Here is a 13,498-nt window from a genome sequence, read left to right on the forward strand (position 1 = left end):
GTCGTCGTGTCCATCGTCACTCCAGTCGTCGTCTTCGTCACCGTTGTGTCCACGGGACGGCCGATCCCCAGGGGATCGTCGGCGTCGGTCGCGGAGCCTTACAGACTATTGACAGTCGCTCGTGCCGCGCAACGGGTCCGGACGAAGTCGTGGTTGATCGACGCGGTGGAAGAACCTGTCGGCGCCCGGTGCCGTCGCCGGGCACAGGCACCGACGCCGCTGCCGGTGCCTACGTCGGCGTCAGTGGAAGAAGTGCCGCTCGCCCGTGAAGTACATCGTCACGCCGGCCGCCTGCGCCGCCGCGATCACCTCGGCGTCACGGACGCTCCCGCCCGGCTGGGCGACCGCGCGGACCCCGGCGTCGAGCAGCACCTGCAAGCCGTCGGCGAACGGGAAGAACGCGTCGGAGGCGGCGACGCTCCCGGCGGCACGGTCGCCCGCGCGGGTGACGGCCAGGTGGCAGGAGTCCACCCGGTTCACCTGGCCCATGCCGACGCCGACGCTCGCGCCCCGGTCGGCGAGCAGGATCGCGTTCGACTTCACCGCACGGCTGGCCTTCCACGCGAACGCGAGGTCCGCCAGGGTGGCGTCGTCAGCCGGCTCACCGGCGACGAGGTCCCACGTGGATTGGTCGAAGGTCGTGAAGCGGTCGGCGTCCTGCACGAGGAAGCCGCCGGAGACCTGCTTGACCTCGCGGGTCGCGAGGGCGAAGTCGGCCGGCAGGGTGAGCAGCCGGATGTTCTTCTTCCGGGACAGGAGCTCGAGCGCCTCGGGGTCGAACGCCGGGGCGATGACGACCTCGGTGAAGATGTCCGCGACCGTCTCGGCCATCTGCAGCGTGACCGGGCGGTTCGCCGCGATGACGCCACCGAACGCCGAGAGCGGGTCGCACGCGTGGGCGGCGGCGTGGGCCGAGGCGATCGGGTCGACCGCGTCGGCGGGGGCGGTCGCGATGCCGCACGGGTTCGCGTGCTTGACGATCGCGACCGCGGGGGTGTCGAAGTCGTACGCGGCACGGACGGCGGCGTCGGCGTCGACGTAGTTGTTGTACGACATCTCCTTGCCGTGCAGCTGCGTCGCCTGGGCGATGCCCGCTCCCCCGACGGTCGTGTACAGCGCCGCCGCCTGGTGCGCGTTCTCGCCGTAGCGGAGGGTCGCGGCCAGGTCGGCGTCGATCCGCAGGTGCGCGTCGAACGACCCGGGCGTCGCGAGGTCACCGGCGGTCGTCGGGGCCGCGGCCTGCTCGACGACGTCGCTGGCGAAGTACGACGCGACCGCGGCGTCGTACGAGGCGGTGTGCGCGAACGCCTGCGCGGCGAGGCGCTTCCGGAGCGCGAGGCTCGTGCCACCGGCCCGCACGGCCTCGACGACCTCGGCGTAGGAGGACGGCGACACGACGATCGCGACGTTCGGGTGGTTCTTCGCCGATGCACGGACCATCGCGGGGCCGCCGATGTCGACGTTCTCGACCACGGTCGCGGCGTCGGCACCGGAGGCCACGGTCTCGACGAAGGGGTAGAGGTTCACCACGACGAGCTCGAACGGCGCGATGCCGAGCTCGGCGAGCTGCTGCTCGTGCGACGCCAGCCGCAGGTCGGCGAGCAGCCCGGCGTGCACGGCGGGGTGCAGGGTCTTGACGCGGCCGTCGAGCGACTCCGGGAACCCGGTCACGCTCGACACGTCGGTCACGGCGTACCCGGCGTCGCGGATCGTCTGCGCGGTGCTGCCCGTCGACACGAGCTCGACCCCGGCGTCGGCCAGGGCACCGGCGAGCTCGAGCAGGCCGCTCTTGTCGCTGACCGAGACGAGGGCGCGACGCACGGGGACGACGTCGCGGTGGCGGTAGAGGCTGGGGTCGGCGGCGTGCACGCTCATGCGCTCGGGGGGCCCTTCAGGTCGGTGGTGCCGGTGGCGATGTCGAGGACGGTCTGGATGAGCAGGCGACGCTCGACCGGCTTGATGCGGTCGTGCAGCGTCGACTCGGTGTCGCCCGGCAGCACCGGGACGCGTTCCTGGGCCAGGATCGGGCCGGTGTCCACACCGTCGTCGACCTGGATGACGCTCGCGCCGGTCTGCTCGACCCCGGCGGCGAGGGCGTCCCGGACGCCGTGCGCGCCGGGGAACTCGGGCAGGTACGCGGGGTGCGTGTTGATGATCGCCGGGGCGAACTCGGACACCACGGCGTGGGGCAGCAGGCGCATGAGGCCGGAGAGCACGAGCAGGTCGGGCGACCACGGGCGGATCTGGGCGGCGAGCTCGGCGCCCCACTCCTCGCGCGAGGCGTAGCGCGAGAACGGGACCGTGAAGGTCGGGATGCCGAACTCCTCGCCGAGCCCGAGGCCCTCGGCGTCACGGTCGGCCCCGATCGCGACGACGCGGGCGGGGTACTCGGCAGCGGTGGTCGCCTGGAGCAGGGCCCGCAGGTTCGACCCGGTACCGGAGATCAGGACGACCAGTTCGAGCACGGACACCAGCCTAGCGGCGCAGGACGACGCGGCGTGGCGCGGCTACGCGTCGCGCTTCGGACGACGCCACCAGGGCAGTTCGTCCTCGGCGATCTGGTCGGTCGCGTCCCAGTTCGAGCGGCCACCGGTCGGCGCCGGACGTGCGGGGTCGCCGTGGTCGCGTCGGCCGCCCGTCCCGTCCTGCCGGTCCTGCCCACGCTGCTCGTCCTGCCCACGCCGCTCGTCCGGGACGTCGACGCCGGTGTCGTCCCGCCCTCCGACGAACTCCTCGGTGCTCCACGGGAACGCGGGCTGGGGCTCGGTGCCCGGGGCGTGCGGCAGCGGCTCGGCGTCCTGCTCGGGGAGTGCGGCCCGGTCGGGTGCGCCCGCTCCGGGCACGCGGTCGCGCAGGCCACGCAGGTCGGCGGCGCGCGATCGGACCCCGTCGGCCGCACCACGGAGGCGGTCGCGCAGGTTGCTCACGGCTCCGCGCGGCGAGTGCGAGGCGCGGTCGATCGGGGCAGCGACCGGGGCGACGCGCTCGGCGGCGACGACGTCGGTGCGGGCCCAGTCCGGCAGCGGGACGTCGTCGGGCTCCGCCACGGGCGTGGACGAGGACGGCGACGCGGGGGCGGACGCGGACGGCGACGCGGGGCGCGCTGCCACGGGCTCGTGCGGGACGGGCTCGTGCGGGACGGGCTCGGCCGCGACGGGAGGGGCGGTGACGGGCTCGTCGGTGATGGGCTCGGTCACCTGCCCGGCCAGGACCGGGTCGACGGCCCCGGGGTCGTCGACGGGCGCATCGGGGTGGTCGACGTGCGTGGACGAGTCGTGCGCCTCCCGCACGACGAAGCGGTGCGGCTCGCCGGCGCGACCGGCCCCGGCCTCGTCGAGGGCGGCGACGAGCGACCCGGCACGGGCGTCCTCGGCGGCCGCGTCGGCATCGGCGCCGTCCGACGCCTCGTGCCAGCGCTCCCGCCCCCAGCCGCCCTCGGGCGTCCGGAGCAGGTCGCTGCCGATCGCGAGTGCGACGACCGCGGGGACGCCGACCTCGAGCGCCGCGAACAGCCCGACGAGCAACCCGTCCGGACCGGCCTGGGCGAGTCGCCCCGGGCCGACCGACCCCGACGCGATGCCGGTCAGGACGCCGGTGAGCACGCCCGCGACGACGCCCGTGGCGACACCGGCGAGGGCCCGCTGCACCGCTGAGTCCCGGTCGCCGAGCGCCTGCACGAGCCGGGGACGCAGGAGTCCGCCGACGACGAAGCCGGCCACCACGGGCACGAGGACCCAGAGCAGGCCGAAGGTGTGCCCGGACGCCGGCAGGGCGCCGAACACGGGGATGCCCGGGATCGGGCCGAGCACGGTGCCGACGGGCGAGACGCTCGACCCGGAGCCGATCGCGAAGCCGGGGCCGACCAGCCACGCGGTGGCCCACGCGACCAGGTCGGGCAGGAACGCGAGCTGGCCGACGGTCATCGCGATGCCGCCGACGACACCCGCGTGCGAGCGCTCGTACAGGGCGATCACGTCGGCGAACGAGGTGAGCAGCAGCAGGGCGACGACGACCCCGGCGGCCGCGACCACGACGGCCGTCACGATCGTGCCGGCGCGGAGCGCGAAGGCCGCGGTGGTGCGCCAGACCCCGGGGATGCGGTCGGTCAGGTCGAGCACGCGCTGCGTCAGCGGGTCGGCCGGCAGGGCGCGACGACGACGGCACACCTCGGAGGTGACGAGCGCCGGGACCGCGAACCAGAGCGCGGGCAGCACGACGGACTGCCACACCACGGGGTGGATCGCGGCGGACGAGGCCGACAGCGCGACGCCGGTGCCGAGCAGGGCGACGCCGACGGTCCCGACGAGCAGGCCGGTGGTCCGGTGGTCGGTCTCGGCGAACCGCCGTCCGGCGCGTCCACCGAGCCAGGCGGTGACGACGGCGAACCCGAGCGCCGCGAGCGTGACGTGCACGTCCCCGGCGGCGCCCTCGACCCCGGCGGCCCCGGCGGCGTCCGCACCGAGCCGGAACGTGACGTCCACACCGTGCCCGACGAGCCAGACGCTGCCCGCGGCCTTCCAGAAGACGTCCCAGTCGACCTGGAGCCCGTACTCGAAGCCCCAGAGCAGGGTCAGCGGCACGAGTGCGATCCCGAGGCCCACGCCGACCGTCACGATCGCCTCGACGGCGGCCAGCAGTGCGGTTCCCAGGCGGTTCATCCGGGCCAGGGTACGTGCCGCCCGTGGTGACGCGGGCGAGCCGCGCGGCACCGGTGGAGACTCACGACCGTCCACAGGCAGACGGGAGGCGCGGTACCGACCGGCACCGCGCCTCCCGTCCGTCCGTGTCGGACGTGCGCCGCTAGCGCGCGGCGACCACCTCGCGCAGCAGCGCGGCCGTCTCGGACGGCGTCTTGCCGACCTTGACGCCCGCGGCCTCGAGCGCCTGCTTCTTCGCCTCGGCGGTGCCGGCGGACCCGGACACGATCGCGCCCGCGTGGCCCATCGTCTTGCCCTCGGGGGCCGTGAAGCCCGCGACGTAGCCGACGACCGGCTTCGTGACGTGCGCCTTGATGTAGTCGGCGGCACGCTCCTCGGCGTCGCCGCCGATCTCGCCGATCATCACGATGGCCTCGGTCTCCGGGTCGGCCTCGAACGCGGCGAGCGCGTCGATGTGCGTCGTCCCGACGACCGGGTCGCCGCCGATGCCGATGGCGGTCGAGAAGCCCAGGTCACGCAGCTCGTACATCATCTGGTAGGTCAGGGTGCCCGACTTCGACACGAGACCGATCGGACCCTTGCCGGTGATCGTCGCCGGGGTGATGCCGACGAGCGACTCCCCCGGGGTGATGATGCCGGGGCAGTTCGGCCCGATGATGCGGGTCTTCCCGCCGAGCGCCTTCGCGTGCGCCCAGAACGCCGCGGAGTCCTGCACGGGGATGCCCTCGGTGATGACGACGACGAGGGGGACCTCGGCGTCGATGGCCTCCATCACGGCGTCCTTCGCGAACGCCGGCGGGACGAAGACGATCGAGACGTCGGCACCGGTGGTGTCGACGGCCTCGCGCACCGAGCCGAACACGGGCAGCTCGACGTCGCCGTGGGTCACGGTGGTGCCGGCCTTGCGGGCGTTGACGCCACCGACCACCTGCGTGCCCGCCTTGAGCATGAGCGCGGTGTGCTTCGTGCCCTCGCCGCCGGTGATGCCCTGGACGATGACCTTGGAGTCCTTGGTGAGGAAGATCGACATGGTCAGTCCCTTCAGGCCGCTGCAGCGGCGAGTTCGGCGGCCTTCTCGGCCGCGTCGTCCATGGTCGCGGCGACGGTGACGAGCGGGTGCGCCGCCTCCGCCAGGATCCGACGACCCTCGTCCACGTTGTTGCCGTCCAGGCGGACGACGAGCGGCTTGGTGGCCGCGTCGCCGAGGATGCCGAGCGCGGCGACGATGCCGTTCGCGACGGCGTCGCAGGCGGTGATGCCGCCGAAGACGTTCACGAACACGCTCTTCACCTGCGGGTCGCCGAGGATGACGTCGAGGCCGTTCGCCATGACCTCGGCCGACGCACCGCCGCCGATGTCGAGGAAGTTGGCGGGCTTCACGCCGCCGTGGCGCTCACCGGCGTAGGCGACGACGTCGAGCGTCGACATGACGAGCCCGGCGCCGTTGCCGATCACGCCGACCTGGCCGTCGAGCTTGACGTAGTTGAGGCCGTGCTGCTTCGCCTTGGCCTCGAGCGGGTCCTCGCTCGCGGTGTCCTCGAGCTCGGCGTGGCCCTCGTGGCGGAAGTCGGCGTTCTCGTCGAGCGAGACCTTGCCGTCGAGCGCCAGGATCCGGCCGTCACCGGTGCGGACGAGGGGGTTGACCTCGACCAGGGTGGCGTCCTCACCCGCGAAGACGTCGTAGAGCTTCACGAAGACGCCGGCCACCTGGTCGACGAGCTCGTCCGGGAACCCGGCCTGGCGCGCGATGTCGATCGCCGCTTCCTCGTTGATCCCGGTCAGCGGGTTCACCTCGACACGGGCGAGCGCCTCGGGCTTCTCGACCGCGAGCTGCTCGATCTCCATGCCGCCCTCGACGCTGACGAGCGACAGGTAGGAGCGGTTCGCCCGGTCGAGCAGCACCGAGAAGTAGAACTCCTCGGCGATGTCGGCGCCCTGGGCGACCATCACGCGCTGCACGGTGTGGCCCTTGATGTCGAGGCCGAGGATCGCCTGCGCGTGCTCGTACGCCTCGTCGGGCGTCTTGGCGACCTTGACGCCGCCCGCCTTGCCGCGGCCGCCGACCTTCACCTGCGCCTTGACGACGACGACACCGCCGATCTGCTCGGCCGCCGCCTTCGCCTCCTCGGGGGTGTCGGCGATGATGCCCTGCAGCACAGGGACGCCGTAGGACTCGAAGAGGTCCCTGGCCTGGTACTCGAAAAGATCCACGCTGTTCTTCTTCCCGCACGGTTCGTGCGATCGGCATCGGTCGTCCGGTCGCGCTCTCAACGTCGAGGGTCGCTCGATGTCGAGACAACGGCCGCGCCCACCATACCGCCGCCGGGTGGACGGCCCGCGTCCCGCGGGTGTCGGCCGGGAGGCGCGCCCCGCCCCCGACGGCCGGCCCGCGTCGTCCGGACCGCCGGCCGGGAGGCCCGCCCCGCCCCCGACGGCCGGCCTGCGTCGTGCCCGGCGCGGCCACGATGGCCGCAGCGCGCAGCGCGGGGAGGCCCTCCAGCAAGCAACGAGCACGGTCGACGGGTGGACAAGCACCTCCGTACCCGCGCCGCCGACGTCTTCGGCTGGGAACTCCGCCCCGAGCAGGAGACCGTCGTCGACGCCGTGCTCGCCGGGCGCGACGCCGTCGCCCTGATGCCGACCGGCTCCGGCAAGTCCGCGATCTACCAGGTCGCCGCCCTCGGCCTCGAGGGCGCCGTCGTGGTCGTCTCGCCGCTGGTCGCCCTGCAGGAGGACCAGGTCGTCGGCATCGAGGACCACCCGGACGCCCCGCGCGCGGTCACGATCAACGCCACGCACGGGCACCGCGAGCTCGACGAGGCCTGGGACGCGATCGACTCCGGCGAGGCCCGCTACGTGTTCCTCGCCCCCGAGCAGCTCGCGAAGGACGAGGTCGTCGACCGGCTCCGCGAGGTCGGCGTGGCGCTCGTCACCGTCGACGAGGCGCACTGCGTCTCGAGCTGGGGCCACGACTTCCGACCCGACTACCTGGTGCTCGGCGAGGTGGTCGAGCGGCTGGGGCGGCCCCCGGTGCTCGCGATGACCGCCACGGGCTCCTCCCCGGTCCGGGCCGAGATCGTCGAGCGGCTCGGGATGCGCGACCCGCTCGTCGTCGCCACCGGCTTCGACCGGCCGAACCTGCGCTTCGAGGTCGTCCGGCACGCCGCCGACACCGACAAGCGCGAGGCCGTCGTCGCGCAGGTCGCCGAGCTCGAGGGCGCCGGCATCGTCTACGTCGCGACCCGCGCCGACACGCTCGTGTACGCGGACGAGCTCGTCGAGAGCGGACGCCGGGCCAAGCCGTACCACGCCGGACTCCGCGTGCGGGACCGCGAGCGGGTGCACCACGAGTTCCTCGACGGCGAGCTCGACGTCGTCGTCGCGACGAGCGCCTTCGGCATGGGCATCGACAAGCCGGACGTCCGGTTCGTCGTGCACGCCGACGTGCCGGAGTCCGTGGACGCGTACTACCAGGAGGTCGGGCGGGCCGGTCGGGACGGCGACGTCGGCAGCACGACGCTGCACTACCGCGCCGAGGACCTGGGCCTGCGCCGGTTCTTCGCCTCGGGGTCCCCGCGGCCGGCATCGCTGCGCGCGGTGTTCGACGCGGTCCCCGCCGACGGGTCGATCGCCCGGTCCGAGCTGGCCGAGCGGTCCGGACTCGCCGCCCGCACGGCCGGTCGGTCCGCGAACGCCCTGGTCGAGGCGGGTGCCCTCGAGGACGGCGAGGACGGACTGCGGCGCGTCGCGGGCGGGCCGACCGACGCCGCGGCCGCCGCGCGTCTCGCCAAGGGCCACGCACAGGAGCGGGCCGAGGTGGAGGAGTCCCGCATCGCGATGATGCGCCGGTACGCGGAGACCTCGGGCTGCCGCCGGCAGTTCCTGCTCGGCTACTTCGGCGACGAGCTCGCCGTGCCCTGCGGCAACTGCGACACGTGCACCTCGGGCAGCGCGACCAGTATCGACGCCCACGGTGCGGACGGGTCGCACGACGCCGAGTGGCCGCCGGACGCCCCGGTCGAGCACGGGCAGTGGGGCCGCGGCACGGTGATGAGCACCGAGGACGACCGCATCACGGTGTTCTTCGAGTCGGCGGGCTACAAGACCCTCGGCCTCGCGGACGTCGACTCGCGGCACCTGCTCGAACGCGTCTGACGACGCCCCTGGGTTCCCGAGCAGCCTGCCCGGGACAGCGGAGGAAGGCGCGGTCGCTCGACCACCCGTCGGCGACCGCGCTCCACTCCCCCGAGCACGGTGAGTGTGCCCCGCGCCCGTGTCCCGCAGGTGTCCGCCGGGTGAACGGCACGGGAAGCCGTGCGGCTCCGACCGCACGCCGGACCGGGGCTGCGCATCCCGGACGGCCCGTCAGGCGTCCGGCGTACACAGGAGTCCCCCGGAACGAGAAGGAGCACCCATGAGCGACCCCGGCATCAGCCCCGTGGACGACCTCGACGCGCAGGAGCGCCGGAACGACGACCTCGACCGCGAGCACGTCGGTCCGTACGAGGTCGACGAGTCCGAGGAGTCCCTCGAGACCGTCACGAACGACGCCGTCGCGGGCGAGACCGTCGAGCCGCAGCCCGGCGACGGCTCGGACGACGGCCCCACCGGCGGCGCACCGCGCGAGGGCTCGCCCGACCTGTGGGAGCACGACGCGGACGAGGACCGCCCCGACCTCGGTGGCGACCTCGGCACGAAGCCGCTCTGACCCGACGAGCGGTCACGACGTGAGCGACGGTCGGACGGGAGGCGCGGCGCACCACCGGCACCGCGCCTCCCGTCCGACGCACGCACACGTCGTCGACCGCGACCTGCGTCGCTGGCTCACCGACAGCACGCCCGTGGCCGCGGCCGGCCGCGCCATCCTGCTGCAGATCGCCGACCCGGTGGTCGCGGCGGGGGTCCGGCGGCACTCCGACTTCGCGCGACGACCGCAGCAGCGGCTCGCGCACACCCTGATGTTCGTGTCCGCGGTCCTGGTCGGCTCCGAGGCGGACGCCGCCCTCGCCGCGGCGTTCGTCGACCGGGCGCACGGACCGGTAGCGGGCGCCGACGACGTCGAGCGGCAGCGGTGGGTCGCCGCGACCCTGTTCGACTCGGCCCGGCTCGCCCACCACCTGTTCGGCGACCCGGTCGACGCCGCCCGTGCCGAGGACGTCCTCGCGGCGTACGCGCCGATCGCGACGTCGCTGCGCGTGCCCCCGGACCGGTGGTTCGGCTCGGTCGCCGACTTCGACCGCTACTGGTCCGACACCCTCGCGACCCTCCGCGTCACCGACGACGCCCGCGGTGTCGTCCGCGACCTGCTCCACCCGCGCTTCGCCCCGGCATGGGTGCGTGCGGCGATGCCGGTCGTCCGGATCGTGACGGTCGGCATGCTGCCGGCACCGCTGCGCGCCGCGTACGGCTTCCCGTGGGGCGCGCACGAGGAGCGGCGCTTCCGGCGCACCGTGGCCGGGCTCCGCCGGGTCCGCGCGGTCGTCCCGGGGTGGGTGCTGCGACTGCCGGCACCCCTGCTCATCCGCGCGATGCACCGGACCGCCGCCCGGCACCGCGCCGCCCGCCCGGCCTCCGCGAGCGACTGACACCAGTTCTTGTCAGTCCGACAAGTACCGTGGTACGGTCGGGGCATGGCAGTCGAACTCAGCACCTGGGACGCCCAGGGCACACCGACGACCACGACGTTCTCCACCATGCGGTTCCCCGCCGGTGAAGCCCACGTCAAGGTCCAGGACGACGCCGACGCGGGGGCGACCACCGAGATCGCGACCCTGCGCGGCACCAGCGGCGACGACCTCGTCCTGCTCGGCATGTGGGCGGACGCGGTCCGCCAGCGCGGGGCACGGTCGGTCGCACTCGTCCCCTACCTCCCCGGCGCCCGGCAGGACCGGGGCCTCCCCTTCGGCGCGAAGGTCTACGCGGACGTCCTGAACGGGTTCGGGATCGACCAGGTGATCGCCTTCGACCCGCACTCCCCCGTGATCGTCGGGCTGGTCGAGCGCCTCACGGTCGTCACGAGCGAGCAGGTCGTCCGCGACGCCGTGCTCGACGTCGAGGGGGACGCCTACACGGGCATCATCGCGCCGGACAAGGGCGCGATCGCGCGGGCCACCGCGGTCGCCGAGTCGTGCGGCCTGCCCCTGTACCGGGCCGAGAAGCACCGCAACCCCGACACCGGCAAGCTCGACGGCTTCACGTGCGAGCCGCTCCCCGCGGACGGCCGGTTCCTGGTCGTCGACGACATCTGCGACGGCGGGGGCACGTTCGCGGGCCTCGCCGGCGCCACCGGCCTGCCGCGGGAGCGCCTGGGCCTCTGGGTCTCGCACGGGGTGTTCTCCGGTCGGGCCCCGCAGCTCGCCGAGCACTTCGCCGAGATCGTCACCACCGACAGCTACCCGGCACAGCAGGAGGTGCCGGGCCTCCGCACCGTCCCGCTCAGCCCGTACCTCACGAAGGAGATCCGATGACCACCACGACGACGGGCCTCGAGCCCCGCACCACGGCCCCCAGCCCGATCGCGCCGCTCCTCGCGGTGGACGGCTACAAGCACTCGCACCGCCAGGTGTACCCGGCCGGCACGACCCGCATCCTCATCAACTGGACCAACCGGTCGAACGCGCACATGCCCGAGTCGACGCACGCCGTGGTGTTCGGGCTGCAGGCGTTCGTCCAGCGCCACCTGGTCGAGGCGTGGGCACCGTTCTTCGCCGCCGACGAGGACACCGTCGCCGAGCTGTTCGAGCAGGCGCTCCAGGGCTACTTCGGCCCGAACCACATCGGCGCCGACCACGTCCGCGCCCTGCACCGTCTCGGCTACCTGCCGCTCGAGATCCGCGCGCTCCCCGAGGGCACCCTCGCCCCGATCGGCGTCGCGACCCTGACCGTCGAGAACACCGTCGACGAGTTCTTCTGGCTGCCGAACTACATCGAGACCGCACTGTCGGCCTCGATCTGGCACCCCTCGACCGTCGCGACGAAGGCCCTCGCGTACCGCGACCTCATGGAGGAGTGGGCCGAGCGCACCGGTGCGGACCCGGCGAGCATCGACTTCGCCGCGCACGACTTCTCGTTCCGCGGGCAGTCGAGCATCGAGTCGGCGGCCGCGGGCGGTGCCGGGCACCTGCTCTCGTTCCTCGGCACCGACTCGATGCCCTCGCTCGACTTCATCGACCGCTACTACCCGGGCGACAACGGCTGGGTCGCCGCGAGCGTCCCCGCCACCGAGCACAGCGTGATGTGCGTCCGTGGCGCCGACGGCGAGCTCGAGACCTTCGAGCAGATCCTCGACGTCTACCCGACCGGCATCGTCTCGGCGGTGAGCGACGGCTTCGACCTGTTCAAGGTGCTCACCGAGACGCTCCCGCAGCTCAAGGACCGCATCACCGCGCGCGACGGCAAGCTCGTCATCCGTCCGGACTCGGGCGACCCGGTCGACATCGTCACGGGCACCGTGCACGGCGTCCCCGAGGACGAGCTGTTCCGCGAGGGCCGCAGCCACGAGGAGAAGGGCGTCGTCGAGCTCCTCGACGAGCTGTTCGGCCACACCGTGAACGCGAAGGGCTTCAAGGTCCTCGACCAGCACATCGGCGTCATCTACGGCGACAGCATCACCCTCGACCGTGCCCGCCGGATCTACGAGCGCCTCGCCGCCAAGGGCTACGCGAGCGACAACATCGTGCTCGGCATCGGGTCGTACACGTACCAGTACATGACGCGCGACAACCTCGGCAGCGCCGTGAAGGCCACCTGGGCCCTCGTCGACGGCGAGCCCGTGGACATCCAGAAGGACCCGAAGACCGGCAGCGGCAAGAAGAGCGCGAAGGGCCGCATCGCCCTGCACCGCGACGCCGACGGCGAGATCCGGCAGACCGACCAGGCGACGCCCGAGGACGAGGCGACGAGCCTCCTGCAGCCCGTCTGGGTCGACGGCCGGTTCCAGGTCCACCAGTCGTTCGCCGACGTCCGCGAGACGCTCCGCACCGAGCGCGCGGCCCGCGCGGCCCGTCGGGCGGCGGCGTGACCGACGCCGCCACGGCGGCCCGCGACCAGCCCCTCATCGCGATCGACGTCGTCCCGGTGTCGTTCACGACGGCGGGCGGGTTGCGGGTCGCCACCGCGCGTCGGGCGAACGCCCCGTACGCCGGACGGGAGGCCCTGCCCGGCGTGCTCCTGGACGCTGCGGAACGCCTCGCCGACGGTGCGCGGCGCGCACTGCAGACCAAGACCGGGATCGACGCGGCTGCGGTCCGGCACCTCGCCCAGGTCGGGGCGTTCGACGGGCCCGAGCGGGACCCGCGGGACGCCGCGGTGAGCATCGCGTTCCTCGCGGTCGTGGCACCGGGGCCCGGCGGGGCGTCGGACGGGGCACGGCCCGGCGGACCGAGGTCGGTCGCTGCGCACGGCACCGCGCCCGCCGACCGGAGCGCGACCGACGGAAGCGACCCGCGCCTCCCGACGGTCGCGCCGACCGACCGGAACCCGTCCGACGGGGGCGACCCGCGCCTCCCGGCCGACCCACGGGCCGTCTGGCACCCGCTCGACGGAGGCGACCACGGCCTCCCGTTCGACCACGACGCCATCGTGCGCGCCGCGCGCGACCAGGTGCGGACCCGGCTGTGGCGGGACACCGCGCTGACCCGCGCCCTGCTCGGCGAGGTCTTCACCACCAGCGACGCGGCGCAGCTGCACGCGGCCCTGCACGGCGCCCCTCCGGACGCCGGCAACCTCAACCGCGCGCTCCGGACGAACCCCGCGCTCGTGCGCACGACGGCCCCCGCACCGACCGGCGCCCGCGGCGGGCGTCCCCCGGCGACCTGGACGTGGACGGACTAGGCGCGGTT

The 13,498-nt window shown here is 73.9% G+C and carries 11 protein-coding genes; 6 read left to right on the forward strand and 5 right to left on the reverse strand.

All coding sequences use genetic code 11. The features are described from left to right. Positions 1 to 240: 240 nt before the first annotated feature. The 5 genes from purH to sucC all read right to left on the reverse strand — a co-directional run bounded on the left by purH (position 241) and on the right by sucC (position 6,869). Complete coding sequence (gene purH / locus QOL16_RS15790; protein WP_071284226.1) at positions 241 to 1,875, reverse strand: bifunctional phosphoribosylaminoimidazolecarboxamide formyltransferase/IMP cyclohydrolase; 1,635 nt, start codon at positions 1,873 to 1,875, stop codon at positions 241 to 243. After that, entirely contained in the window at positions 1,872 to 2,465 is a 594-nt protein-coding gene (purN, locus tag QOL16_RS15795; protein ID WP_065964445.1) for a phosphoribosylglycinamide formyltransferase, read from the reverse strand. The genes purH and purN overlap by 4 nt, the downstream gene beginning before the upstream one ends. A 42-nt stretch (positions 2,466 to 2,507) precedes the next feature. Then, positions 2,508 to 4,658 carry a DUF6350 family protein gene (locus QOL16_RS15800; protein WP_071284229.1) on the reverse strand — a complete coding sequence of 717 codons (2,151 nt, stop codon included), beginning with the start codon at positions 4,656 to 4,658 and terminating at the stop codon, positions 2,508 to 2,510. 142 nt (positions 4,659 to 4,800) lie between these two features. Further along, a complete protein-coding gene (sucD, locus tag QOL16_RS15805; protein ID WP_071284232.1) occupies positions 4,801 to 5,688 on the reverse strand; it encodes a succinate--CoA ligase subunit alpha in 888 nt (295 codons plus the stop codon). 11 nt (positions 5,689 to 5,699) lie between these two features. After that, positions 5,700 to 6,869, reverse strand: coding sequence for an ADP-forming succinate--CoA ligase subunit beta (gene sucC, locus QOL16_RS15810; protein WP_071284236.1), 1,170 nt, complete (start codon positions 6,867 to 6,869; stop codon positions 5,700 to 5,702). 312 nt (positions 6,870 to 7,181) lie between these two features. Between sucC and QOL16_RS15815 the strand changes: the two genes are divergently transcribed. The 6 genes from QOL16_RS15815 to QOL16_RS15840 all read left to right on the forward strand — a co-directional run bounded on the left by QOL16_RS15815 (position 7,182) and on the right by QOL16_RS15840 (position 13,490). Continuing rightward, the gene (locus tag QOL16_RS15815) at positions 7,182 to 8,813 is read left to right on the forward strand and encodes a RecQ family ATP-dependent DNA helicase (RefSeq protein ID WP_071284239.1); all 1,632 of its coding nucleotides are present in this window, start codon (positions 7,182 to 7,184) and stop codon (positions 8,811 to 8,813) included. A 259-nt stretch (positions 8,814 to 9,072) separates the two neighbouring features. Next, a complete protein-coding gene (locus QOL16_RS15820; protein ID WP_065964814.1) occupies positions 9,073 to 9,366 on the forward strand; it encodes a hypothetical protein in 294 nt (97 codons plus the stop codon). Between the two features lie 19 nt (positions 9,367 to 9,385). Further along, entirely contained in the window at positions 9,386 to 10,243 is an 858-nt protein-coding gene (locus QOL16_RS15825; RefSeq protein ID WP_071284242.1) for an oxygenase MpaB family protein, read from the forward strand. Positions 10,244 to 10,288: 45 nt separating this feature from the next. Then, entirely contained in the window at positions 10,289 to 11,125 is an 837-nt protein-coding gene (locus tag QOL16_RS15830) for a ribose-phosphate pyrophosphokinase-like domain-containing protein (RefSeq protein WP_071284245.1), read from the forward strand. Next, complete coding sequence (locus tag QOL16_RS15835; RefSeq protein WP_071284248.1) at positions 11,122 to 12,678, forward strand: nicotinate phosphoribosyltransferase; 1,557 nt, start codon at positions 11,122 to 11,124, stop codon at positions 12,676 to 12,678. Before QOL16_RS15830 ends, QOL16_RS15835 begins: the two co-directional genes overlap by 4 nt. Beyond that, positions 12,675 to 13,490 (forward strand): NUDIX domain-containing protein, encoded by an 816-nt coding sequence (locus tag QOL16_RS15840; RefSeq protein WP_071284251.1) that lies wholly within the window; start codon positions 12,675 to 12,677, stop codon positions 13,488 to 13,490. Before QOL16_RS15835 ends, QOL16_RS15840 begins: the two co-directional genes overlap by 4 nt. Positions 13,491 to 13,498: the final 8 nt, after the last annotated feature.

Origin of the sequence: Curtobacterium sp. MCBA15_004 (assembly GCF_001865055.2) — a bacterium.
Taxonomy (GTDB): domain Bacteria; phylum Actinomycetota; class Actinomycetes; order Actinomycetales; family Microbacteriaceae; genus Curtobacterium.